The sequence below is a fragment of the Thioclava sp. NS-SX20 genome (assembly GCF_057380695.1).
The window spans coordinates 1,325,316-1,344,833 of the sequence record NZ_CM170816.1 but is presented as its reverse complement, the minus strand read 5'-3'; the positions used below and the strand labels follow the sequence as shown (position 1 = coordinate 1,344,833).

21 protein-coding genes are annotated in these 19,518 nt (G+C 62.0%); all 21 read left to right on the top strand.

Going from position 1 to position 19,518, the window contains the following annotated elements:
- Positions 1 to 42 precede the first annotated feature (42 nt).
- A complete protein-coding gene (locus tag AC2ISB_RS06640) occupies positions 43 to 1,641 on the top strand; it encodes a GGDEF domain-containing protein (protein ID WP_486576683.1) in 1,599 nt (532 codons plus the stop codon).
- A gap of 142 nt (positions 1,642 to 1,783) precedes the next feature.
- A complete protein-coding gene (gene fabF, locus AC2ISB_RS06635; protein WP_339107470.1) occupies positions 1,784 to 3,043 on the top strand; it encodes a beta-ketoacyl-ACP synthase II in 1,260 nt (419 codons plus the stop codon).
- Positions 3,043 to 4,212 (top strand): endolytic transglycosylase MltG, encoded by a 1,170-nt coding sequence (gene mltG, locus AC2ISB_RS06630; protein ID WP_339107469.1) that lies wholly within the window; start codon positions 3,043 to 3,045, stop codon positions 4,210 to 4,212. Before fabF ends, mltG begins: the two co-directional genes overlap by 1 nt.
- A 230-nt stretch (positions 4,213 to 4,442) precedes the next feature.
- On the top strand, positions 4,443 to 4,769 hold the full coding sequence (locus tag AC2ISB_RS06625; RefSeq protein WP_406720863.1) for a hypothetical protein: 327 nt from the start codon (positions 4,443 to 4,445) through the stop codon (positions 4,767 to 4,769).
- Positions 4,708 to 6,066, top strand: coding sequence for a DNA-packaging protein (locus tag AC2ISB_RS06620; protein WP_486576762.1), 1,359 nt, complete (start codon positions 4,708 to 4,710; stop codon positions 6,064 to 6,066). The genes AC2ISB_RS06625 and AC2ISB_RS06620 overlap by 62 nt, the downstream gene beginning before the upstream one ends.
- A gap of 78 nt (positions 6,067 to 6,144) precedes the next feature.
- Positions 6,145 to 7,323 carry a phage portal protein gene (locus tag AC2ISB_RS06615; RefSeq protein WP_486576682.1) on the top strand — a complete coding sequence of 393 codons (1,179 nt, stop codon included), beginning with the start codon at positions 6,145 to 6,147 and terminating at the stop codon, positions 7,321 to 7,323.
- 3 nt (positions 7,324 to 7,326) lie between these two features.
- Positions 7,327 to 7,560 (top strand): GTA head formation protein, RCAP_rcc01685 family, encoded by a 234-nt coding sequence (locus tag AC2ISB_RS06610; protein ID WP_339107465.1) that lies wholly within the window; start codon positions 7,327 to 7,329, stop codon positions 7,558 to 7,560.
- A gap of 9 nt (positions 7,561 to 7,569) precedes the next feature.
- A complete protein-coding gene (locus AC2ISB_RS06605) occupies positions 7,570 to 8,127 on the top strand; it encodes an HK97 family phage prohead protease (protein WP_339107464.1) in 558 nt (185 codons plus the stop codon).
- 40 nt (positions 8,128 to 8,167) lie between these two features.
- A complete protein-coding gene (locus AC2ISB_RS06600; protein WP_339107463.1) occupies positions 8,168 to 9,367 on the top strand; it encodes a phage major capsid protein in 1,200 nt (399 codons plus the stop codon).
- 187 nt (positions 9,368 to 9,554) lie between these two features.
- A complete protein-coding gene (locus AC2ISB_RS06595) occupies positions 9,555 to 10,154 on the top strand; it encodes a head-tail connector protein (RefSeq protein WP_339107462.1) in 600 nt (199 codons plus the stop codon).
- Positions 10,151 to 10,483, top strand: a complete 333-nt coding sequence (locus AC2ISB_RS06590; RefSeq protein WP_406720859.1) for a head-tail adaptor protein — start codon at positions 10,151 to 10,153, stop codon at positions 10,481 to 10,483. The genes AC2ISB_RS06595 and AC2ISB_RS06590 overlap by 4 nt, the downstream gene beginning before the upstream one ends.
- Positions 10,480 to 10,890: a DUF3168 domain-containing protein gene (locus AC2ISB_RS06585; RefSeq protein WP_339107460.1), complete on the top strand. Its 411-nt coding sequence runs from the start codon at positions 10,480 to 10,482 to the stop codon at positions 10,888 to 10,890. Before AC2ISB_RS06590 ends, AC2ISB_RS06585 begins: the two co-directional genes overlap by 4 nt.
- Before the next feature lie 63 nt (positions 10,891 to 10,953).
- Positions 10,954 to 11,376 (top strand): phage major tail protein, TP901-1 family, encoded by a 423-nt coding sequence (locus tag AC2ISB_RS06580; RefSeq protein WP_339107459.1) that lies wholly within the window; start codon positions 10,954 to 10,956, stop codon positions 11,374 to 11,376.
- Position 11,377: 1 nt separating this feature from the next.
- Positions 11,378 to 11,698 (top strand): gene transfer agent family protein, encoded by a 321-nt coding sequence (locus AC2ISB_RS06575; protein ID WP_339107458.1) that lies wholly within the window; start codon positions 11,378 to 11,380, stop codon positions 11,696 to 11,698.
- Entirely contained in the window at positions 11,695 to 11,925 is a 231-nt protein-coding gene (locus AC2ISB_RS06570) for a rcc01693 family protein (protein WP_406720857.1), read from the top strand. The genes AC2ISB_RS06575 and AC2ISB_RS06570 overlap by 4 nt, the downstream gene beginning before the upstream one ends.
- Entirely contained in the window at positions 11,918 to 12,574 is a 657-nt protein-coding gene (locus AC2ISB_RS06565; RefSeq protein ID WP_486576681.1) for a phage tail tape measure protein, read from the top strand. The genes AC2ISB_RS06570 and AC2ISB_RS06565 overlap by 8 nt, the downstream gene beginning before the upstream one ends.
- A gap of 31 nt (positions 12,575 to 12,605) precedes the next feature.
- Positions 12,606 to 13,238, top strand: coding sequence for a phage distal tail protein, Rcc01695 family (locus AC2ISB_RS06560; protein WP_339107455.1), 633 nt, complete (start codon positions 12,606 to 12,608; stop codon positions 13,236 to 13,238).
- The gene (locus tag AC2ISB_RS06555; RefSeq protein WP_339107454.1) at positions 13,235 to 14,125 is read left to right on the top strand and encodes a DUF2163 domain-containing protein; all 891 of its coding nucleotides are present in this window, start codon (positions 13,235 to 13,237) and stop codon (positions 14,123 to 14,125) included. The genes AC2ISB_RS06560 and AC2ISB_RS06555 overlap by 4 nt, the downstream gene beginning before the upstream one ends.
- Positions 14,122 to 14,562: a C40 family peptidase gene (locus AC2ISB_RS06550; RefSeq protein ID WP_406720855.1), complete on the top strand. Its 441-nt coding sequence runs from the start codon at positions 14,122 to 14,124 to the stop codon at positions 14,560 to 14,562. The genes AC2ISB_RS06555 and AC2ISB_RS06550 overlap by 4 nt, the downstream gene beginning before the upstream one ends.
- 3 nt (positions 14,563 to 14,565) lie before the next feature.
- Positions 14,566 to 18,471 carry a baseplate multidomain protein megatron gene (locus AC2ISB_RS06545; protein ID WP_486576680.1) on the top strand — a complete coding sequence of 1,302 codons (3,906 nt, stop codon included), beginning with the start codon at positions 14,566 to 14,568 and terminating at the stop codon, positions 18,469 to 18,471.
- 160 nt (positions 18,472 to 18,631) lie between these two features.
- Positions 18,632 to 19,435 carry a serine O-acetyltransferase gene (cysE, locus tag AC2ISB_RS06540; RefSeq protein ID WP_339107451.1) on the top strand — a complete coding sequence of 268 codons (804 nt, stop codon included), beginning with the start codon at positions 18,632 to 18,634 and terminating at the stop codon, positions 19,433 to 19,435.
- The last annotated feature ends 83 nt before the right edge of the window (positions 19,436 to 19,518 follow it).

Sequence of the window (19,518 nt, the reverse complement as noted above, 5' to 3'; positions counted from 1 at the left end):
TAGCATTCCTCTCAGGCGAGTATCGCCCAGGAGGAACGCGGCATGATGACGACAGAGGCTACGACGGACGGTCAAGCTGTTTCGGCTGCGGATTGGTGTTACGTCCTGTCGATCTTTCCAACGATATTCGTGGTCTTCGTGGCGATTGTACCGGTTTTCGGGTATTTGATGCCGACTTCCGGTATTTTCGGGGTGCTGCCGGTTTTTGTCGGGGTGCATCCGATAACCTCGACAATGGCCCTTCTTCTGGCGATCTCCCTGTTTTTACCGATGAACCGTCTTTGGTCGCGCAGAGTGGCGCTGGCACTGGCGGGGGCGACCTTCCTGCTGGCCATCGGCAAGTTCGTTCCGGGACTGGCAGGGGTCTATTCGCTGGGCGATGGCAGCACCAAGACGGCGATGAACACCGCGCTGGTTTTTGTGATGCTGGCCTTTGCGCGTGCGGGGCTGGAGACGGAGCGGCCCGCGCGCGGCCAGTTCATGGCGCTTTTGTCGCTGACGGTGCTTTTTGCCGCGCTGATCGGTTATATTTTCGATGATGCGGGGCTTTACGGCCATATGTCTCTGGCCACCGTGATGATGTCGGGCGGGCTGGTTGCGGCCCTGTTGTGCCGCCGCGCGAATAAGGGCCTGATGGCAAGCGTGATGGCGATGGGGGCGTTCCGGATCGATCTGACGGTCAGTGTTCTGGGCCCGATCTTGATCGGCTGGACCCTTGTGACCTATGCCGATTACGGGGCCTATGCGCAGGCGATTTCGGTCGTGGTGGCGCATATCGTGGGGCTGAATATCATCTTGCAGGTGATCGGGATGCGTCGCAGCCATATCATCGAACGCAAACGTCGCGCGCTTGAGGATCAGCGGCTTTGGGACATGGTCACGGATGAGGTGACGGGAATTTACAATCGCGCCTCCTTGCGGGCCCGTTTTGCCGAACTGACCGAAGAGGCGCGACAGGCACGATCGGCACTGACGGTGATCGTGCTGGATCTTGACGGGTTCAGTGCTGTCAATTCGATGGGGGGCTACGAACATGGTGACGAGGCGCTGCGTCGCGTGGCGCAGGGGGTCTTGCCCCATTTACGCGGGGAGGATTGCTTTGGCCGTGCCCATGCGGATGAGTTTCTTGTGTTCCTGCCCGGTCTGCGGGCAACGCAGGTGGCCACTTTGGCGCGGCAGCTCTGTCAGGTGATCGAGAAACTCGAGATCAAGACAGGTCAGGGCGTGTTGACAGCCTCGGCAGGGGTGGCCCGCTGGCATTTCTCGGAAAGCTCGAAGCAGGTTTACGAGCGTGCCCTTGCCGCGCTCGAGCTGGCGCGCATTCGTGGGGGGAATCAGGTGTGCGTGGCGCCGGGGCCGGACGGCGGCCATGCCGTCTGGAGCGCGGTGCAGGAGGTGCCGGTTGAAACATGGCCAGAGCAGCTGGACAAGGCCGCTTCGCTGCAGGCCATGCAAAAGGCGGCCTGCCCGCTATCCGGCCCGATTTCCGGTCCAGCCCCTGATCACGCCGGCAGCCCGATCTCTGGCCCGATCTCTGGTCTACCTAAAGGCGGGGCGACGCAGGTGGGGCTTTCAATGTTCGAACGGCCAATGGAGGGGCTTGTGACGGGTTTGTCCAAGGCGGCAAAGCTTTCGAAATAGGCGCGATGCCGTAGGAATTTATGTCGGGCCCAACCTCTTGCGTGGCGGAAACCGCCTATCGGAGCAATCCTTTGAATTGCGCGCAGGGGATTGCCCGTGTATGTGATGCCCGAAGGTTAATTAGCCACAAGAGGTATGGCATATGCGTCGGGTTGTCGTCACAGGTCTTGGAATGGTGTCTCCGCTGGCTTGCGGTGTCGAGGAAACTTGGTCGCGTTTGCTGGACGGTCAGTCGGGGGCAGGCCCGATCACGCGCTTCGATGCGTCCGAGGTCGTCACCAAATATGCCTGCGAAATTCCGCGTGGTGACGGGACCAACGGAACATTCAATCCTGATGACTGGATGGCCCCGAAAGAGGCCCGCAAGGTTGACGAATTCATCCTGTACGGGATGGCGGCTGCCGATCAGGCTGTGAAAGATGCCGGCTGGGCACCGCAAACCGATGAAGAGCGCGAGCGGACCGGCGTGATGATCGGTGCCGGGATCGGTGGCCTCAAGGCGATTGCGGATACCGCCGTTCTGATCAAGGAGCGCGGGCCCAAACGTGTCTCGCCCTTCTTTATCCCGTCGGCGCTGATCAACCTCGTTTCCGGACAGGTCTCTATCAAGCACGGCTTCAAGGGCCCCAACCACGCGGTGGTCACGGCCTGTTCGACGGGGGCGCATGCCATCGGGGATGCGGCGCGTCTGATCCAGTGGGGCGATGCCGATGTCATGGTGGCGGGCGGTGCCGAGAGCCCGATCTGCGAGATCGGGATTGCGGGGTTCAATGCCTGCAAGGCCCTCTCGACCAAGGCCGAAGACCCGACCAAGGCTTCGCGCCCCTATGATGCCGATCGCGACGGTTTCGTGATGGGCGAGGGCGCGGGGATTGTGGTTCTGGAAGAATATGAGCACGCCAAAGCGCGCGGTGCCAAAATCTATGCCGAGGTGATCGGCTATGGTCTGTCGGGCGATGCCTATCACATCACCGCACCTTCGGAAGATGGCGATGGCGGCTTCCGCTCGATGAAAATGGCGCTCAAGCGTGCGGGCATTACCGCCGACCAGATCGATTATATCAACGCGCATGGCACCTCGACCATGGCCGACACGATCGAGCTGAAAGCGGTCGAGCGGTTGATGGGCGAGGCGGCGGCAAAGGCCACGATGTCCTCGACCAAATCCTCGATCGGCCACCTGCTGGGGGCGGCGGGTGCCGTGGAGGCGATCTTCTGTATTCTGGCGATCCGCGATCAGGTCGCACCGCCGACGCTGAACCTTGATAATCCCGCGGTGGAGACGCCGCTGGATCTGGCGCCCAATGCGCCGGTCAAGCGCGAGATCAATGTGGCTCTGTCCAACAGCTTCGGCTTTGGCGGCACCAATGCCAGCCTTGTGCTGCGCAAGGTGGCGGACTGATGTGGCGTAACATCACGTCGAATTTTCTGACGGCCATGATCGTCATCCTCGTCGCTGTGGCGGGGGTGGTGGCATGGGCCAAACGGGAATATGTGTCCGAAGGCCCGCTGTCGCAGGCGATCTGTTTGCGGGTGGATCAGGGCGATAGTTTCGTGAAGGTCTCGGATGATCTGAAGGCCAAGGGCGCGATTTCGTCGGGCTATATCTTCCGCACCGGTGCCGATTACACCGAAAAGGACGGCAAGCTGAAATTCGGTTCCTATCTCATCGAGCCGGGGTCGACGATGGAAGACATCGTGGATCAGATCACCCGTGGGGGGCCGTCCAGCTGTGGGTCGGAACTGATCTACCGTATCGGCGTCAATACCCAGACACTGGCGCTGCGCGAGCTGGATCCGGCGACGGGGATCTACGAGGAACTTGCCAAATATGATCCGGTGGCCGATCCCGAACCCGACGGGTTCAAGGAACTGGTCGACGAGAAAAACATCACCAATCACCGTGTTATTCTAGCCGAAGGGGCAACCAGCTGGCATATTGTTCAGGCGCTGAAATCCTATGATTTCCTCTCTGGCGATGTGAAAGAGGTCCCCGCCGAGGGAAGCCTTGCGCCGCAAAGCTATGTGGTGACCAAGGGCGAGGACCGCAATGCGCTGATCGCACAGATGCAGACGGCACAATCCGAAATCCTGAACACGGCTTGGGCCAATCGGGCCGAAGGGCTGCCCTACAAGACGCCGGAAGAGGCGCTGACCATGGCCTCTATCGTCGAGAAAGAGACTGGCGTGACGGCGGAGCGTCCCGAAGTGGCGAGCGTGTTTATCAACCGGATCGAGAAGGGCATGCGGCTGCAGACCGACCCGACGGTGATCTATGGGGTGACCAATGGCAAAGGGTCGCTCGGGCGTGGGTTGCGTCAGTCCGAGCTGCGGGCGAACAGCCCTTATAACACCTATGTCATCGCAGGTCTGCCGCCGACGCCGATTGCCAATCCGGGTAAAGCCGCGATTGAGGCGGCGCTGAACCCTGATTCCACCGACTACCTGTATTTTGTGGCCGATGGCACGGGCGGGCATGCTTTTGCCAGCACTTTGGCCGAGCATAATGCCAATGTTGCCAAGTGGCGCGCGATCGAGGCGCAACGGGCAAAAGAGGCGGGTGGTAACTAATTCCAGCCAATCGCGATTGGGAAAACCGGGCCAGGCGCCCGGTTTTTCTTTGCGCAACGTGCGCTGGCTGGGTGCAACCTAGGCGCGATTTCCTTTGACAGTCAGAGCGTTGCATGGCATCACTTATGGCATGCTAGGAGAAGTGGGCAAGACGCCGCGGGGTGACCCGTTGGGCGTCTTTTTCATTTTGCTCGTGCGGAGTCACACCACATGAGAGGCGGATTACAGGAATGAAAGTGACTTCCGTTGATTTGGAAGGGGCATCTTCGGTCGAAGCACTGGAGATGGCCGGAGCGATGTATCGCGATGTGGCCGAGGAGCTGGCCGTTGCGATGGAGGGTCTGAGGCAGGGGGAGCTTGCCGAGGCCAAGACAGCACGGGCCGCCGTGCGTGATTTGCGCGCGGCGTTGCAACTTTTGCTTGAGGAAAGGAACCGCGTTGAGAAACTCCGCAGAGAGGCTGCCGGGGTCGTCGAAGGACAGCACCTCGACTTTGATGCAGCCAGAACTGAGATCGGGCGCCGCTTGGCTTGCCTCCGCGACGCCTCAGGACGTTGACGCCTTTCTGGATGGGCTGGACGAGAATTCTCTTCTGGCCCTTCCGTGGCTGTTCGAGTTCTGGGCCTTGCCTCACCAGTTGCCCCCGATGGGGGACTGGAAAAGCTGGGTAATTATGGGAGGGCGCGGCGCGGGCAAGACCCGCGCCGGTGCCGAATGGGTGCGCTCGCAGGTAGAATCCTCCACGCCGCTGGATGCGGGCAAGGCCTCGCGTGTGGCTTTGGTTGGGGAGACTTATGATCAGGTGCGTGACGTGATGATCATGGGGGACAGCGGGATCATCGCCTGTTCGCCGCCCGATCGGCGTCCGACATGGGAGGCCTCGCGCCGCAGGCTGGTCTGGCCGAATGGCGCGATGGCGATGGCCTATTCGGCGCATGACCCCGAGGCTTTGCGCGGGCCGCAGTTCGATGCGGCTTGGGTGGATGAGCTGGCCAAGTGGAAGCGTGCCGAGGATACTTGGGACATGCTGCAATTTGCCCTGCGTCTGGGGCGGCATCCGCAGCAGGTGGTGACCACCACGCCGCGGGATGTGGCGGTGCTACGGGCGATCATGAAGAACCCTTCGACTGTGGTGACCCATGCGCCGACCGAGGCCAATCGCGCCTATCTGGCCGAGAGCTTTCTGGCCGAGGTGCAGGCGCGTTATGCCGGCACCCGTCTGGGGCGGCAGGAGCTGGAGGGTGTTCTGCTGGAGGATATCGAGGGGGCGCTTTGGTCGACGCAGATGCTTGAGGCATTGCGGATTGATGAGGTGCCTGCGCTTGACCGGATCGTGGTGGCGCTTGATCCGGCGGTCACGGCGGGATCGGCTTCGGATGAATGCGGGATCATCGTGGCGGGTGCTGTCACCAAGGGGCCGCCGCAGGATTGGCGCGCCTATGTCTTGGGTGATCTGAGCATCGGCGGCAAGCCCACCGATTGGGCCAAGGCCGCGATTGCCGCGATGGAGCGCTTTGGCGCCGACCGTCTGGTGGCTGAGGTCAATCAGGGCGGTGATCTCATCGAGGGCGTTTTGCGGCAGGTCGACCCGCTGGTGCCCTTCCGTGCGCTCCGTGCGGGGCGCGGCAAGGGGCTGCGTGCCGAGCCGGTGGCCGCCCTTTACGAGCAGGGTCGCGTCTACCACGACCGCAAGGCCAGCCTTGGCAAGCTGGAGGACCAGATGTGCCAGATGACGGTGCAGGGCTATCAGGCCAAAGGGTCTCCGGACCGGCTGGATGCTTTGGTCTGGGCATTGACGGAATTGATGGTCGAACCCGCCGCCCATTGGCGCAGGCCACAGGTAAGACGGTTGTGATGCGAAAAGGGGTCGGTGTTCCGGCCCCTTTCGTTTTGGCCCGCTTGGTCGGGGAGCACTAGAGATAAGGAGATCTGCATGGGGCTGAATATCTTTCGTAAGGGGCCTGCGCCCGGGACAAAGCCCGAGACAAAAGCGGTGCGCGGTCGCCCTGTGTCTTTGTCGGGTGGCTCGGGGCGGGTGATCTGGAGCCCGCGCGATACGGCCTCGATGACGCGGCAGGGCTTTGTCGGCAACCCCATCGGTTTTCGCTGCGTGAAGCTGATTGCCGAGGCAGCTGCCGCGCTTCCGCTGATCTGTCAGGATGCCGAGCGCCGCTATGAGACGCATCCGGTGATCGACCTTCTGCGCCGTCCGAATGGGGCTCAGGGGCAGGCCGAGTTTCTTGAGGCGCTGTTTGGCCAGATGCTGCTGACCGGTGACACCTATATCGAGGCCGTGGGCGAAGGCGCCGATGTGCCGATGGAGCTGCATGTCTTGCGCGCCGATAGGATGAGTGTTGTGCCCGGCGAAGACGGTTGGCCCGTGGCCTATGATTACACGGTGGGCGCGCGCAAGCACCGCTTTGATCTGACGGGCCATCCCGATCCGATCTGCCATATCCGCACCTTCCACCCGCAGGATGATCACTACGGGTTGTCTCCGATGCAGGCGGCGGCGGTGGCGGTGGATGTGCATAACAGTGCAAGCCATTGGTCGAAGGCGCTGTTGGATAATGCTGCGCGGCCCTCGGGGGCGATCATCTATAAGGGGGCCGATGGTCAGGGGGTTCTGAGCCCCGATCAATACGACCGGCTGACCTTCGAGTTGGAGGCCAATCATCAGGGCGCACGCAATGCGGGCCGTCCGATGCTGCTGGAGGGTGGGCTTGATTGGAAACCCATGGGGTTCTCGCCCTCGGATATGGAGTTCCATGAAACCAAGATCGCCGCCGCGCGCGAGATTGCCGTGGCCTTCGGGGTGCCGCCGATGCTGTTGGGCATTCCCGGCGATGCGACCTATGCCAATTACGCCGAGGCCAATCGGGCCTTTTTCCGGTTGACCGTGCTGCCTTTGGCCACGCGGGTGACGGCGGCGCTTGCGTGGTGGCTGTCGGGATTTCTGGGCGCGCGCATCGAGCTGCGTCCCGATCTGGATCAGGTGCCCGCGCTGGCCTCGGAGCGCGATGCGCAATGGCAGCGCGTGGGCGAGGCAAGCTTTCTGACCGCTGCCGAGAAGCGCGTTCTTCTGGGGTTGCCGCGTCAACCGGAGGAATAAGCCATGCCGACTGGAGGCTCGCGCTTTCTGAAGGAGCCGTTCGATCTGCATGAGGAACGGTTCAACGCGACGGAGAAGATTATGGAGCTGCAATTCGATCAGGTGGAACGCCGGTTGCAGCGCATTGAAGCGATGATCGAGGGGCTTGAGCGACGTCTGTGGATGGCGGTTTACGGCGTTGTGGCCGTGGTGCTGTCGCAGGCGGTCTACGGGCTTCTGGATATGGTGCCGCATTAGGAGGGCTGAATGGAGCAAATGACACTGGGGCTGGAGTTCAAATCGGTGCGCACCGATACGCCCAGCACCCTGAAGGTGACCGAGGACCGGATCGAGGGCTATGCCAGCCTTTTCGGCCTGCCTGATCAGGGCGGCGATGTGGTCTGCCCCGGCGCCTATACCGATTGTCTTGCGCGGCTTGCGCAGGAAGGCCGCCGCGTGGCGATGCTCTGGCAGCATGACCAGACGCAGCCCATCGGCGTCTGGGAAGACATCCATGAAGATCGCACGGGTCTATTTGTGCGCGGCTATCTTCTGGAAGATGTGGCCCGTGCGCGTGAGGCGCGTGCGCTTCTGGCGTCGGGGGCGATGGATGGTCTGTCCATCGGCTACCGTGTGGTGCGGGCGCATCGCGACGGGCAGGGCCAGCGGATGCTCACCGAGCTGGATCTTTGGGAGGTGTCCCTGGTGACCTTTCCGATGCTGAAGGAGGCGCGGGTCGCCGCCAAAGCGATGTCCGAAGGGGCAGAGCTTTCACATCTGGCGCGGGCGCTGCGTGCGGCCGCGTCGCAACTGGCGGGTAACTGACCCCGCGCTTTCGATCTTCGTGAAAAATTGAGGAGAGACAATGACCCCCGACAAAAGCGTCTTTGGGGAGCGGACAGCTATGTCCGACGGGGCCCCGATCGTGGCCGAGGTGCACTCGGCCCTTAGCGAATTTGTGAAGGAAGCCAAGGGCTTCCAAAACGAAATGACTTCACGCATTCAAAAACAGGAAGAGCGTCTGACCATGTTGCAAACCAAATCCATCCAAAATCGTCCGGCCCTGTCGCATGCAGCGCAAGAGACCGCCCCCCATGTGAAGGCCTTTGATGCCTATCTGCGTTCGGGCGATGATGACGGTCTGCGCGGTCTGGTTGTCGAGACCAAGGGGCTGAACACGGCCGTTGCCGCCGAGGGGGGCTATCTGGTCGATCCGCAGACCAGCGATACCATCCGCTCGATCCTCGGCTCGACCGCCTCGATCCGCATGATCGCCAATGTGGTGCAGGTCGAGGCCACCAGCTTTGACGTGCTGGTCGATCATGGCGAGATCGGTTCGGGCTGGGCGTCGGAGACCGCGAACCTCACCGAGACGAGCACGCCGCAGATCGACCGGATCTCGATCCCGCTTTACGAGCTTTCGGCCATGCCCAAGGCCAGCCAGCGTCTGCTGGATGATGCGGCCTTCGATATCGAGGGCTGGCTTGCGGGCCGTATTGCCGACCGTTTCGCCCGTGCGGAGGCTGCGGCTTTCGTGAATGGCGACGGGGCAGATAAGCCCAAGGGTTTTCTGGCCCATCCGGCTGTGAATAATGAAAACTGGGCTTGGGGTAGTCTGGGCTATGTGGCGACCGGCGTTGCAGGGGATTTCTCGGCCACGGCGGCGGCAGATGCGGTGGTCGATCTGGTTTATGCACTTGAGGCGGAATATCGCGCCAATGGCAGCTTCGTGATGAATTCCAAAACCGCAGGGGCCGTGCGCAAGATGAAGGATGCTGATGGCCGCTTCCTGTGGTCGGACGGTCTGGCGGCCGGCGAGCCTGCGCGCCTGATGGGCTATCCGGTGCTGATCGCGGAGGATATGCCCGATATCGCAGCGGATACCTATGCGATTGCTTTCGGCGATTTCCATCAGGGCTACACTATTGCCGAACGTCCCGATCTGCGTGTGCTGCGTGACCCCTTCTCGGCCAAGCCGCATGTGCTGTTTTACGCCTCCAAGCGAGTGGGCGGCGATGTCAGCGATTTCGCGGCGATCAAGCTTCTGAAATTTGCGGTCTCCTGAGGCGCGGGCGCGGCTGAGGCTGCGCTGACCCCGATCCGGGCTTCGGTCCGGATAAGGGCAGACGCGGTCTTTCTGCCGTCCGCCTAGCTGCTCCCTCCGTCCGAGCGGGTGGCGGAAGGCGGCGTCTGTCCGAGATGGCGCCCGTGGTCTTGCGGGCGTCATCATCCCAATTTCGGAGGTGCTTTCCATGTTGAACGAAATAGTGCCGGTGACAAGCGACCGGCTTCCGATTGCGGCCCTGCGCGACCATCTGCGGCTGGGGCGCGGGTTTGCGGATGTGGGGGCCGAGGATGTGGCGCTTGAGGCCTATCTGCGTGCGGCGATTGCCTTGATCGAACAGCGTATTTCAAAGGCGCTTTTGACGCGCGGCTTTCTGCTGCGGCTGCGTCGCTGGGCCAATCCGCAGGCACAGCCTCTGCCTCTGGCACCGTTGACGGGCGTGACGCAGGTCGCTTTGCGCGGGGCCGATGAGGAGGTGGCGGTGCTGGACGCGGCGCGTTACCGGCTGATGCCGGATGGGGTGCGGCCCGTGCTCTTGGCGGTTGGGGGCAATTTTCCGCCCCTTGAGGACGGCGGACTGATCGAGATTTCGGTCGAGGCAGGCTTTGGGGTCATGTGGGAGAATGTGCCCGCAGATTTACGACAGGCCGTGATGTTGCTGGCGGCCCATTATTTCGAGCACCGTCATGAAAGCGACCAGAGCGGCGCGCTGCCCTTTGGCGTGAACGCGCTGATCGAGCCTTGGCGCGTGGTGCGGCTGTTTGGTGGGAACGGGGGGCGGGGATGAGTGTGCCGAAACTTTCCACCTGCCTCGTGCTGGAAGAGCCGCAGAATGTCCCTGATGGTGCGGGGGGCCTGATCGAGACTTGGGTCGAACTGGGCGAGATCTGGGCTGCGCTCGATTTCGGCACCGGCACCGAGCGCGCCGATCAGCTGCGCGCGATCGCTGCGGTATCGGTGACGGTCACGGTGCGCTCGGCGCTACCTTCCTCGCCGCGCAGGCCAACGGCCAATCAGCGCTTTCGGCTGGGCGATCGGGTCTTTCGTATTCTTGCCGTGGCGGAGGATGCCCCCGGTTACCTGCGTTGCTTTGCCCGCGAGGAGGTTGTGACATGAGCTATCTCTTGGCGTCGGCCTTGCAGGCGGCGGTGTTTCAGGCGCTGTCGGGCAATGCGACGGTTGCCGAACTGAGCGGTGGAGCGATCTATGATGCCCAGCCTCTTGGTGCAACCGCCGGTTCGTATATCAGTCTCGGCCCCGAAGACGTTGTCGATATCTCGGATCGCAGCGGCCCGATTGCTCGGCATGATTTCACCATTTCGGTGGTGACGGATGCGGCGGGGTTCCAGGCGGCCAAGACCTTGGCCGAAGCGGTGAATGCCTGCCTGACACAGGGTGCGCTGACGCTTCCAGCGGGACGGGTGGCGGGGGTGTGGTTTCGCAAGGCCAAGGCGCGTCGTGTAGGGACCAATGCGACACGGCGGATCGATCTGACGTTTCGCGCCCTCGTCAGCCCCGAGTGACCGGACAGGCGCGTCCATATCTGGCTCCGATACGGGGCCTTTTTGCATTTCTAGGAGAGAAAAATGGCAGTCCAAAACGGAAAAGACCTGCTGGTGAAACTCGATCTCAGCGGAGACGGACAGTTCCAGACGATCGCTGGCCTGCGCGCCACTCGGATCAGTTTCAACGCGGAAACGGTGGATGTGACTTCGCTGGAAAGCGAGGGGCGTTGGCGCGAGCTGCTGGGGGGCGCGGGGGTGCGTTCGGCCTCGATCTCGGGGTCGGGGGTGTTTCGCGATGCCGATACGGACGCGCGGGCGCGGCAGATTTTCTTTGATGGCGAGATCCCCGAGTTTCAGGTGATCATCCCCAGCTTCGGCATCGTGCAGGGGCCGTTCCTGATTTCGTCGATCGAATATGCGGGGTCGCATGATGGCGAGGCCACCTATGAGATGGCGATGGCTTCGGCGGGGGCGCTGAGCTTCATCGAGCTGACGGAGGAGTGATATGGCGAACCCTTGGGCAGGTGAGGTCGAGGTGACGCTGGACGGGGTGCCGCATACTGCCAAGTTGACCCTTGGCGTATTGGCGGAACTTGAGGCGCAGCTGGAGACAGAGACGATGCTGGATCTGGTTACGCGGTTTGAAAGCGGGCGGTTTTCCAGCCGCGATGTCTTGGCGCTGCTGGTGGCGGGGCTGCGCGGGGGTGGCTGGCGGGGACGGGCGGAAGATCTGCGCATGGTCGAAATCGGCTCTGGGCCGGTTGAGGCGGCCCAGCTTGCAGCACGCCTTCTGGCCCGCGCTTTTGGCGCGCCAGAAGAGCAATGATGCGCCGGTATGAGGCATCGGGGCGGCTGGATTGGCCGGGTCTGATGCGGGCGGGATTGGTGGGCTTGCGCCTGCGCCCGCAGGAGTTCTGGGCGCTGAGCCCTGCCGAACTGGCGCTGCTTCTGGGCGATATGCCCAAGGCGCGACCACTGACACGCGCGCGGCTGGAAGAGCTGGCGCAGGCATTCCCCGATCGTCGCGGACCCGAAGGAGAAAGTGATGGATGATACTGATTTCGATGCGCTGAGCGAAAGCGCGCAGGAACTGGAGACGGTTCTGGGCAATGTCGGGGTTCTGACGGGGGCATTTTCGAGCGAATTATCGAGCCTGCGTGACAGCATGGGGCTGACGACTCGCGAGATCGGCACATTGTCGCGCCGTTTCTCGACCACGATCAGCAGTGCGTTTGAAGATGTCGTTTTTGATGGGGAGAGCCTGTCGAACGCGTTGCGCTCTGTCGCGCAGAGCATGTCGGATGCGGTTTATGCGGCGGCGGTGAAGCCGGTCAGCGACACGCTGGGCGGTACCTTGGCAAGCGGTGTTGCCTCTTTGGCTGGCGGTTTGATGCCGTTTGCCAATGGCGGGGCCTTCTCTTCGGGTAAGGTGCGCGCTTTTGCCAAGGGGGGCGTGGTCAGCGAGGCCACGGGTTTTGCGATGCGCGGCGGAATGGGGCTGATGGGCGAGGCGGGGCCGGAGGCGATCATGCCGCTGACCCGTGGCGCGGATGGTCGTTTGGGCGTGCAGGCACAGGGCGGGCGCGCGGTGAATGTGACGATGAATGTGACCACGCCGGATATTGCGGGCTTCAGCCGCTCGCGCGCGCAGTTGGCTGCCCAGATGAGCCGCGCTCTCTCGCGCGGGTCGAAAACGATGTGAGCCGTTTCAAGACAGTTTTCGGAGGAACAAGATGGCATTTCATGAAATCCGCTTTCCCGCAAGTTTGAGTTTCGGCTCGCTTGGTGGACCGGAGCGCCGCACAGAGATTGTCACCCTTGCCAGCGGCTATGAGGAGCGTAACAGCCCTTGGGCCCATTCAAGGCGTCATTACGATGCCGGTGTGGGGCTGCGGTCGTTGGATGATGTCGAGGCGCTTCTGGCCTTTTTCGAGGCGCGGGCCGGACAGTTGCACGGGTTCCGCTGGAAGGATTGGGCCGATTACCGTTCGGCCCCTGCCAGCCGCGCGCTTGGATATGAAGATCAGGTGATCGGGACTGGCGATGGGAAAACCGTCGCCTTTTCTTTGGCTAAAACCTATCGCTCTGGCGATATCACCTATACGCGCCCGATCACCAAGCCGGTGGGGGCGACGGTGCTGGTGGGGGTGCAGGGCGGTTATCAGGCCGAAAGCATCGACTGGTCGGTGGACACGACAACGGGTGTGGTCACCTTTGCCGCTCCGCCCGAAAAAGGCGCGCGGGTAACGGCAGGCTTCGAGTTCGACGTGCCGGTGCGGTTTGACACCGACCGGATTCAGGTTTCGGTGCAATCGTTTCAGGCGGGAGAAGTGCCACAGGTGCCGGTTGTGGAGGTGCGCCTATGAGCTATTCCGCACAGTTTCAGGCCCATCTTGACACGAAGGCCACCACGATTGCGCGCGCATGGGCGGTGACACGGCAGGATGGCATCGTGATGGGGTTCACCGACCATGATCGGCCATTGGCGTTTGCTGGCCTGACGTTCCAGCCCGAAACCGGCATGTCGGCCAGCGCGCTGGGGCAATCTTCGGGGCTCTCGGTCGACAATTTCGAGGTTGTCGCGGCTTTGCGCGCTGATGCGATTACCGAAGACGATATCCGCGCAGGCCGTTACGATGGGGCCGAGTTGCGTAGCTGGCTTGTCAACTGGGCGGATACGTCCGAACATGCACTGATCTTTCGCGGCCATCTGGGAGAGCTGACGCGCAATGACGGTGCGTTTCAGGCGGAGTTGCGTGGCCTTTCGGACCGGCTGAACAATCAGGTCGGTCGGGTGTATCATCCGGCCTGCTCGGCGGTTCTGGGCGACGGGAAGTGCCGGTTTGATCCTTTGCAGGCGGGGTATTTTGTCGAACTGGCCGTGGAAGAGTGTGAAGGGGCGACACGGTTTTCGTGGCAATCCTTGACAGGCTTCGAGGATCGCTGGTTCGAACGTGGTCTGCTGACGGTTCTCGATGGAGCGGCTGCCGGTCTTTCGGGAGCGGTGAAATTTGACCGTCTGGCACAGGATGGTCGCCGCGTGATCGAATTATGGCAGTCCTTGCGTGCCGAGCTGGTGGCGGGCGACAGGGTGCGGATTGTTGCAGGCTGTGACCGGCGTGCCGAAACGTGCCGGTTGAAATTCGACAATTTCGTGAATTTCCGCGGGTTCCCGCATATTCCGGGGGAGGACTGGCTGGTGTCCTATCCGGTTTCTGGCGGAAATTACGACGGCGGGAGCCTCTTCCGATGACCGCCCGTTCCGAGGTCGTGTTTTTGGCGCGGGCATGGATCGGCACGCCTTACAGCCATCAGGCGTCCTGTCTGCAGGGGGGCACGGATTGTCTGGGGCTGATCCGCGGGATCTGGCGCAGCCTTTATGGCTGCGAACCCGAACTTCCGGCCCCCTATAGCGCGGATTGGGCCGAGGCGGGGGGCGCCGAGGCGCTTTGGCAGGCCGCCGCGCGTCATCTGGTGCCGGTTCAGGCCAATGACCCGTTCCGAATGGGGCAGGTTCTTCTGTTCCGTATGAAACCCCGTGCGGTGGCCAAGCATGTTGGCCTGCTCTCGGAGCGGGGGCCTTTGCGCTTTATTCATGCTTATGGCGGGCATGGGGTGGTGGAAAATGCCCTGTCCGCGCCTTGGCGTGCCCGATTGGTGGCGCGCTTCGACTTTCCGGATGTGAGGTGAGACATGGCAACGATCCTTTTGGGCGCGGCAGGCGCTGCGATTGGCGGTGGCTTCGGTGGCACGGTGCTGGGGCTTTCCGGTGCGGTCATCGGGCGGGCGGTCGGAGCGACCTTGGGGCGCGCCATCGACCAACGGCTTCTGGGAACCGGATCGCAAAGCGTTGAAACCGGGAAGGTAAGCCAGTTCCGCCTTTCCTCGGCAAGCGAGGGGACGCCCGTGCCGATGGTCTGGGGCGGGATGCGGGTGGCAGGACAGGTGATCTGGGCAACGCGCTTTCGCGAGCATGCCAGCACCAAGAAAAGCGGGAAGGGCACGGGCACGACCGTGTCGACAACAAGCTACAGCTATTCCGTCAGTCTTGCCTTGGCCTTGTGCGAAGGCGAGATCCTGCGGGTCGGGCGGATCTGGGCAGATGGCCAGATACTGGATACGGCAGGCCTTGATTTTCGTGTGTATACCGGGGCCGGGGATCAGGAACCGGATGCGAAGATACAGGCGGTCGAAGGGGCGGATGCCGCCCCGGCCTATCGCGGTATCGCTTATGTGGTTTTCGAGGATCTGGCGCTTGCTCCGTTTGGCAATCGCGTCCCGCAACTGACCTTCGAGGTGTTCCGCGCCGCCGCGCCGTCTGTGCCGCAGGAGATCGCGGGGTTTGAGGGCTGTGTCAGGGGGGTCGCGCTTATTCCCGGCACGGGCGAGTATTCTCTGGCGACGACCCCTGTCTATTTTGCGGGAGAAGAGGGAGGCTCAAGCAAGGTCATGAACCAGAGCGCCCCGGGCGGGCTTAGTGATTTCGCGACCTCTCTCGCGGCACTGAATGGTGATTTGCCGAATTGCGAAGCCGTTTCCCTTGTGGTGTCGTGGTTTGGTGATGACCTGCGCGCGGGTCAGTGCAAGATCCGCCCGCGGGTGAATGAAACCGCAGGAGACGGGAAAAATATGGCATGGTCTGTCTCGGGGGTGGGGCGCGCCGAGGCCGGAAAGGTTGCCCATACCGCCGAGGGCGATCTTTATGGGGGCACGCCCGCCGATGCTGCGGTGATCGAGGCCATTCGGGCCTTGCGAGCTGCGGGAAAATTCGTGACCTTCTATCCCTTCATCCTGATGGAGCAGATCGCGGGCAATGCACGTCCCAATCCGTGGTCGCCGACCGAGGAACAGCCCGCTTTGCCGTGGCGCGGACGGATTACGACAGACATCGCCCCCGGACTGGAGGGCTCGACCGATCGTAGCGCGGCTGCTGCGCAGGACGTTGCGGCCTTTTTCGGGGAGGCCGCACCAGAATCCTTCGCGCCGGAGGGGATGACGCTGCGCTATAGTGGTGCCGAAGAATGGTCCATGCGCCGTTTCATTTTGCACTATGCCCATCTTTGCGCGCAAGCGGGTGGGGTAGATGCGTTTTGCGTGGGCACCGAAATGTGCGCCCTGACCCAGATCCGTGATGCCGAGGACGGGTTTCCTGCCGTCGAAGCCTTGCGCCGTCTGGCAAATGACGTTCGCGCTATTCTGGGCGAGACTTGTAAAATCGGCTATGCGGCGGATTGGTCGGAATATTTCGGATATAATTCGCCGGATGGAAACCGCTACTTCCATCTGGATCCGCTCTGGGCAGATAGTGCCATCGATTTTGTCGGCGTCGATAATTATCTGCCGCTTGCCGATTGGCGCGAGGGCGAAAACCATGCCGATGCGGCATGGCCTGCCATCCACGATCTGGGCTATCTGCAAAGTAATATCGAGGGTGGAGAATACTATGACTGGTATTATGCGACCGATCTCCATCGGCAGATGCAGATCCGCACGCCCATCACCGATGGGGAGGGAGAACCCTGGATCTGGCGGGCGAAGGATTTCCGTAGCTGGTGGCAGAACCGTCATTACGAGCGGATCGACGGGCTGCGGGCGGAGGAGCCGACGGCATGGATCCCGCAGATGAAACCGATCTGGTTTACCGAATATGGCTGTGCGGCGATCGATAAGGGGGCCAACCAGCCCAACAAGTTTCTGGACCCGAAAAGCTCTGAATCCATGCTGCCCCATTTCTCCAACGGGCGGCGCGACGAGCTGATCCAGATGCAATATGTGCGGGCGATGGAGGGGTGGTGGCAGGACCGGGCGCATAATCCTGTTTCGGAGGTCTATGAGGGGCCGATGATCGATATGACCAAGGCGCATGTCTGGTGTTGGGACGCGCGGCCTTGGCCCGAGTTTCCCTCCCGTGACGATCTCTGGAGCGATGCCGAGAATTACGCGCGCGGGCATTGGCTATCCGGTCGCGCGGTGGCGCAGCCGCTGGCGCGTGTTGTGGCCGAGATCTGCGCGATGGGTGGGGTGACGGCGGTGGATGTGTCGGGGCTGCGTGGCTCTGTGCGCGGATATAGTGCGCAATCGGGGGAGTCCCCGCGGGCAATGCTGCAAACGCTTATGCTTGCCTATGGTTTCGATGCGGTCGAGCGCGACGGAGCACTGCATTTTATCATGCGGAGCGGTCAGGTGAGCCGGGCTCTTGCCGATACGGATTTTGCTTTGCAGGAGGACGAGAGCACGCTGACCCGCATTCGTGCTTCCGAGGCGGAGATGTCGGGCAGGGTGCGGCTGTCCTATATTGAGGCAGAGGGAGACTATGCCACCCGTGTGGTCGAGGCGATTGCGCCGCAGGAAACCGATCAGGGCAGCAATAGTGCCAGTGAGGTAAATGCCGCATTGCATCGTCCGCAGGCAGTGGCCACGGTTGAACGCTGGCTGGCAGAGGCGCAGATGGCGCGGGATGTCGTGCAATTCGCGGTGCCGCCCTCCTTGACGGGGCTCGGGGCGGGGGATGTCATCGCGATCGAAGAAGAGCGGTACCGGATCGACCGTGTCGATCTGGCGGGGGCGGCGACAATGGAGGCCGTCCGGATCGAGGCGGGGCTTTACGAGCCGTCCGATGCGGCCGAGGCGGATGTCTCTACGACGCGATTTTACGCGCCTGTGCCGGTGACGGCGCAGTTCATGGATCTGCCGCTTCTAACCGGAGAGGAAGTGCCCTATGCGCCGTATCTGGCGGTGACCGCCAGTCCGTGGCCCGGAACGGTTGCGGTATTCGATGCGGTGAGTGATGCCGATTACCAGTTGAATGCCACGTTGACGCGCCGTGCGACGTTCGGGCGTAGTCTGGGGGCGCTGAATGCGGCCCGCGCGGGGCTATGGGACCGTGGGGCGCCGCTGCGGGTTTCGCTTGTTTCGGGGGAGCTGCAATCGGCCAGCGAAGAACAGCTATTGGCCGGAGCGAATGCAATGGCCATCGGCGATGGCAGCAGTGACAACTGGGAGATCTTCCAGTTCGCGCAAGCTGAACTGGTCGGCAATAATACATGGGATCTGAGCCTGAGGTTGCGCGGCCAGCTGGGCACCGATGCGCTGATGCCCGAAATCTGGCCGGAAGGTTCGGTGGTGGTGGCACTTGATGGCAATCTCGATCAGATCACGCTGGCGCAGGCACAGCGCAATATTTCCCGCCATTATCGTATCGGATCGGCGCGGCGCAGCTATGACGACCCGAGCTATGTGCATCTGAACGAGGCGTTCAAAGGCAATGGCCTGCGCCCCTATGCACCGTCGCATCTGCGGGTGTCCAAGGCGACGGAAGACTGGAGTATAGGCTGGGTCCGGCGTACGCGTCTGAACGGTGATCCCTGGCTGGAGCAGGAGGTGCCGCTTGGCGAATTGCATGAACGATACAGGCTGCGTCTTCTGACCGAGACCGGTGCCGTGCTGCGTGAGGTTACGCTTGAGGCACCGAGTTGGATATATACTGCGTCCCAGCGTCAGGCCGATCTTGCGAGCGGTTCTGCGTTGGTGCTTGAGGTGGCGCAACTGAGTGATCTTTACGGAGCGGGATTGCCGGCACGACTGGCACTCGGACTTTGACGGGCGGGGCATCCGATGGCGGGCAAAGAAAGGTTTGTGACCGATGTTAAGGACTTTTCTCTATTTTGCACTTGGTTTATCTCTGGTCGGCCTCCATGTGGTATTGTGCTAGAGCATGCCTGTGAAGGTGAGCCCGCATTTGCTGCGCAAAGGAGACGTCATGGCTGAGCCCCAAGTCAGAATTGCCACCGTTGATCCTGTCTGGGAGCGGATCTGTACCGAGGCGCGCGCGGCCGTTCAGAACGAGCCGCTTCTTGGATCGCTGATCCATGCCGGTCTTTTGCATCACCCCACTTTCGAGAGGGCGCTGTCTTTCCGGTTCTCGTTGAAACTGGCGTCGAACGAAATGAGCGAGCAGATCCTGCGCGAAATTGCGGATGATGCCTATGCGCAGGCCCCCTATCTGATTGCGGCAGCGCGTGCCGATCTGGTTGCGGTTTACGAGCGCGACGCGGCTTGCCACCGTCTGATGCAACCCCTGTTGTTTTTCAAGGGTTTTCAGGCGCTGCAATCCTACCGGATTGCCCATTGGCTGTGGTCGGAGGGGCGTAAGGACATGGCCTATTATGTCCAGATGCGTACCTCCGAGATGTTCGGTGTCGATATTCACCCCGCTGCCCGCATCGGGCAGGGCGTGATGATCGACCATGCGCATTCTATCGTGATCGGCGAGACGGCTGTGGTCGGGGATAATGTGTCGATGCTGCATTCTGTCACGCTGGGCGGGACCGGCAAGGAAGAGGAAGACAGACATCCCAAGATCGGCAATGGCGTATTGATCGGGGCCGGTGCCAAGGTGCTGGGCAATATTCGGGTGGGGGACAATTCCCGCATCGCGGCAGGGTCGGTCGTGTTGAACGAGGTGCCGCCGTGTAAGACGGTCGCAGGGGTGCCCGCCCGCATCGTGGGAGATGCCGGTTGCAGCCAGCCGTCGGTATCAATGGATCATCTTTTGGAAAAATAGCACGATTTGTGAGAGCGTCAGCCCGCGTGGCGGATGTTTGCTATATGAAAAACGGGCTACCGGTTATGCCGGTAGCCCGTTTT

Bases quoted from the DNA above. Each gene is read 5' to 3' on its own strand.
- AC2ISB_RS06640 (WP_486576683.1), top strand. From the start codon at position 43: ATGATGACGACAGAGGCTACGACGGACGGTCAAGCTGTTTCGGCTGCG.
- fabF (WP_339107470.1), top strand. From the start codon at position 1,784: ATGCGTCGGGTTGTCGTCACAGGTCTTGGAATGGTGTCTCCGCTGGCT.
- mltG (WP_339107469.1), top strand. From the start codon at position 3,043: ATGTGGCGTAACATCACGTCGAATTTTCTGACGGCCATGATCGTCATC.
- AC2ISB_RS06625 (WP_406720863.1), top strand. From the start codon at position 4,443: ATGAAAGTGACTTCCGTTGATTTGGAAGGGGCATCTTCGGTCGAAGCA.
- AC2ISB_RS06620 (WP_486576762.1), top strand. From the start codon at position 4,708: ATGCAGCCAGAACTGAGATCGGGCGCCGCTTGGCTTGCCTCCGCGACG.
- AC2ISB_RS06615 (WP_486576682.1), top strand. From the start codon at position 6,145: ATGGGGCTGAATATCTTTCGTAAGGGGCCTGCGCCCGGGACAAAGCCC.
- AC2ISB_RS06610 (WP_339107465.1), top strand. From the start codon at position 7,327: ATGCCGACTGGAGGCTCGCGCTTTCTGAAGGAGCCGTTCGATCTGCAT.
- AC2ISB_RS06605 (WP_339107464.1), top strand. From the start codon at position 7,570: ATGGAGCAAATGACACTGGGGCTGGAGTTCAAATCGGTGCGCACCGAT.
- AC2ISB_RS06600 (WP_339107463.1), top strand. From the start codon at position 8,168: ATGACCCCCGACAAAAGCGTCTTTGGGGAGCGGACAGCTATGTCCGAC.
- AC2ISB_RS06595 (WP_339107462.1), top strand. From the start codon at position 9,555: ATGTTGAACGAAATAGTGCCGGTGACAAGCGACCGGCTTCCGATTGCG.
- AC2ISB_RS06590 (WP_406720859.1), top strand. From the start codon at position 10,151: ATGAGTGTGCCGAAACTTTCCACCTGCCTCGTGCTGGAAGAGCCGCAG.
- AC2ISB_RS06585 (WP_339107460.1), top strand. From the start codon at position 10,480: ATGAGCTATCTCTTGGCGTCGGCCTTGCAGGCGGCGGTGTTTCAGGCG.
- AC2ISB_RS06580 (WP_339107459.1), top strand. From the start codon at position 10,954: ATGGCAGTCCAAAACGGAAAAGACCTGCTGGTGAAACTCGATCTCAGC.
- AC2ISB_RS06575 (WP_339107458.1), top strand. From the start codon at position 11,378: ATGGCGAACCCTTGGGCAGGTGAGGTCGAGGTGACGCTGGACGGGGTG.
- AC2ISB_RS06570 (WP_406720857.1), top strand. From the start codon at position 11,695: ATGATGCGCCGGTATGAGGCATCGGGGCGGCTGGATTGGCCGGGTCTG.
- AC2ISB_RS06565 (WP_486576681.1), top strand. From the start codon at position 11,918: ATGGATGATACTGATTTCGATGCGCTGAGCGAAAGCGCGCAGGAACTG.
- AC2ISB_RS06560 (WP_339107455.1), top strand. From the start codon at position 12,606: ATGGCATTTCATGAAATCCGCTTTCCCGCAAGTTTGAGTTTCGGCTCG.
- AC2ISB_RS06555 (WP_339107454.1), top strand. From the start codon at position 13,235: ATGAGCTATTCCGCACAGTTTCAGGCCCATCTTGACACGAAGGCCACC.
- AC2ISB_RS06550 (WP_406720855.1), top strand. From the start codon at position 14,122: ATGACCGCCCGTTCCGAGGTCGTGTTTTTGGCGCGGGCATGGATCGGC.
- AC2ISB_RS06545 (WP_486576680.1), top strand. From the start codon at position 14,566: ATGGCAACGATCCTTTTGGGCGCGGCAGGCGCTGCGATTGGCGGTGGC.
- cysE (WP_339107451.1), top strand. From the start codon at position 18,632: ATGGCTGAGCCCCAAGTCAGAATTGCCACCGTTGATCCTGTCTGGGAG.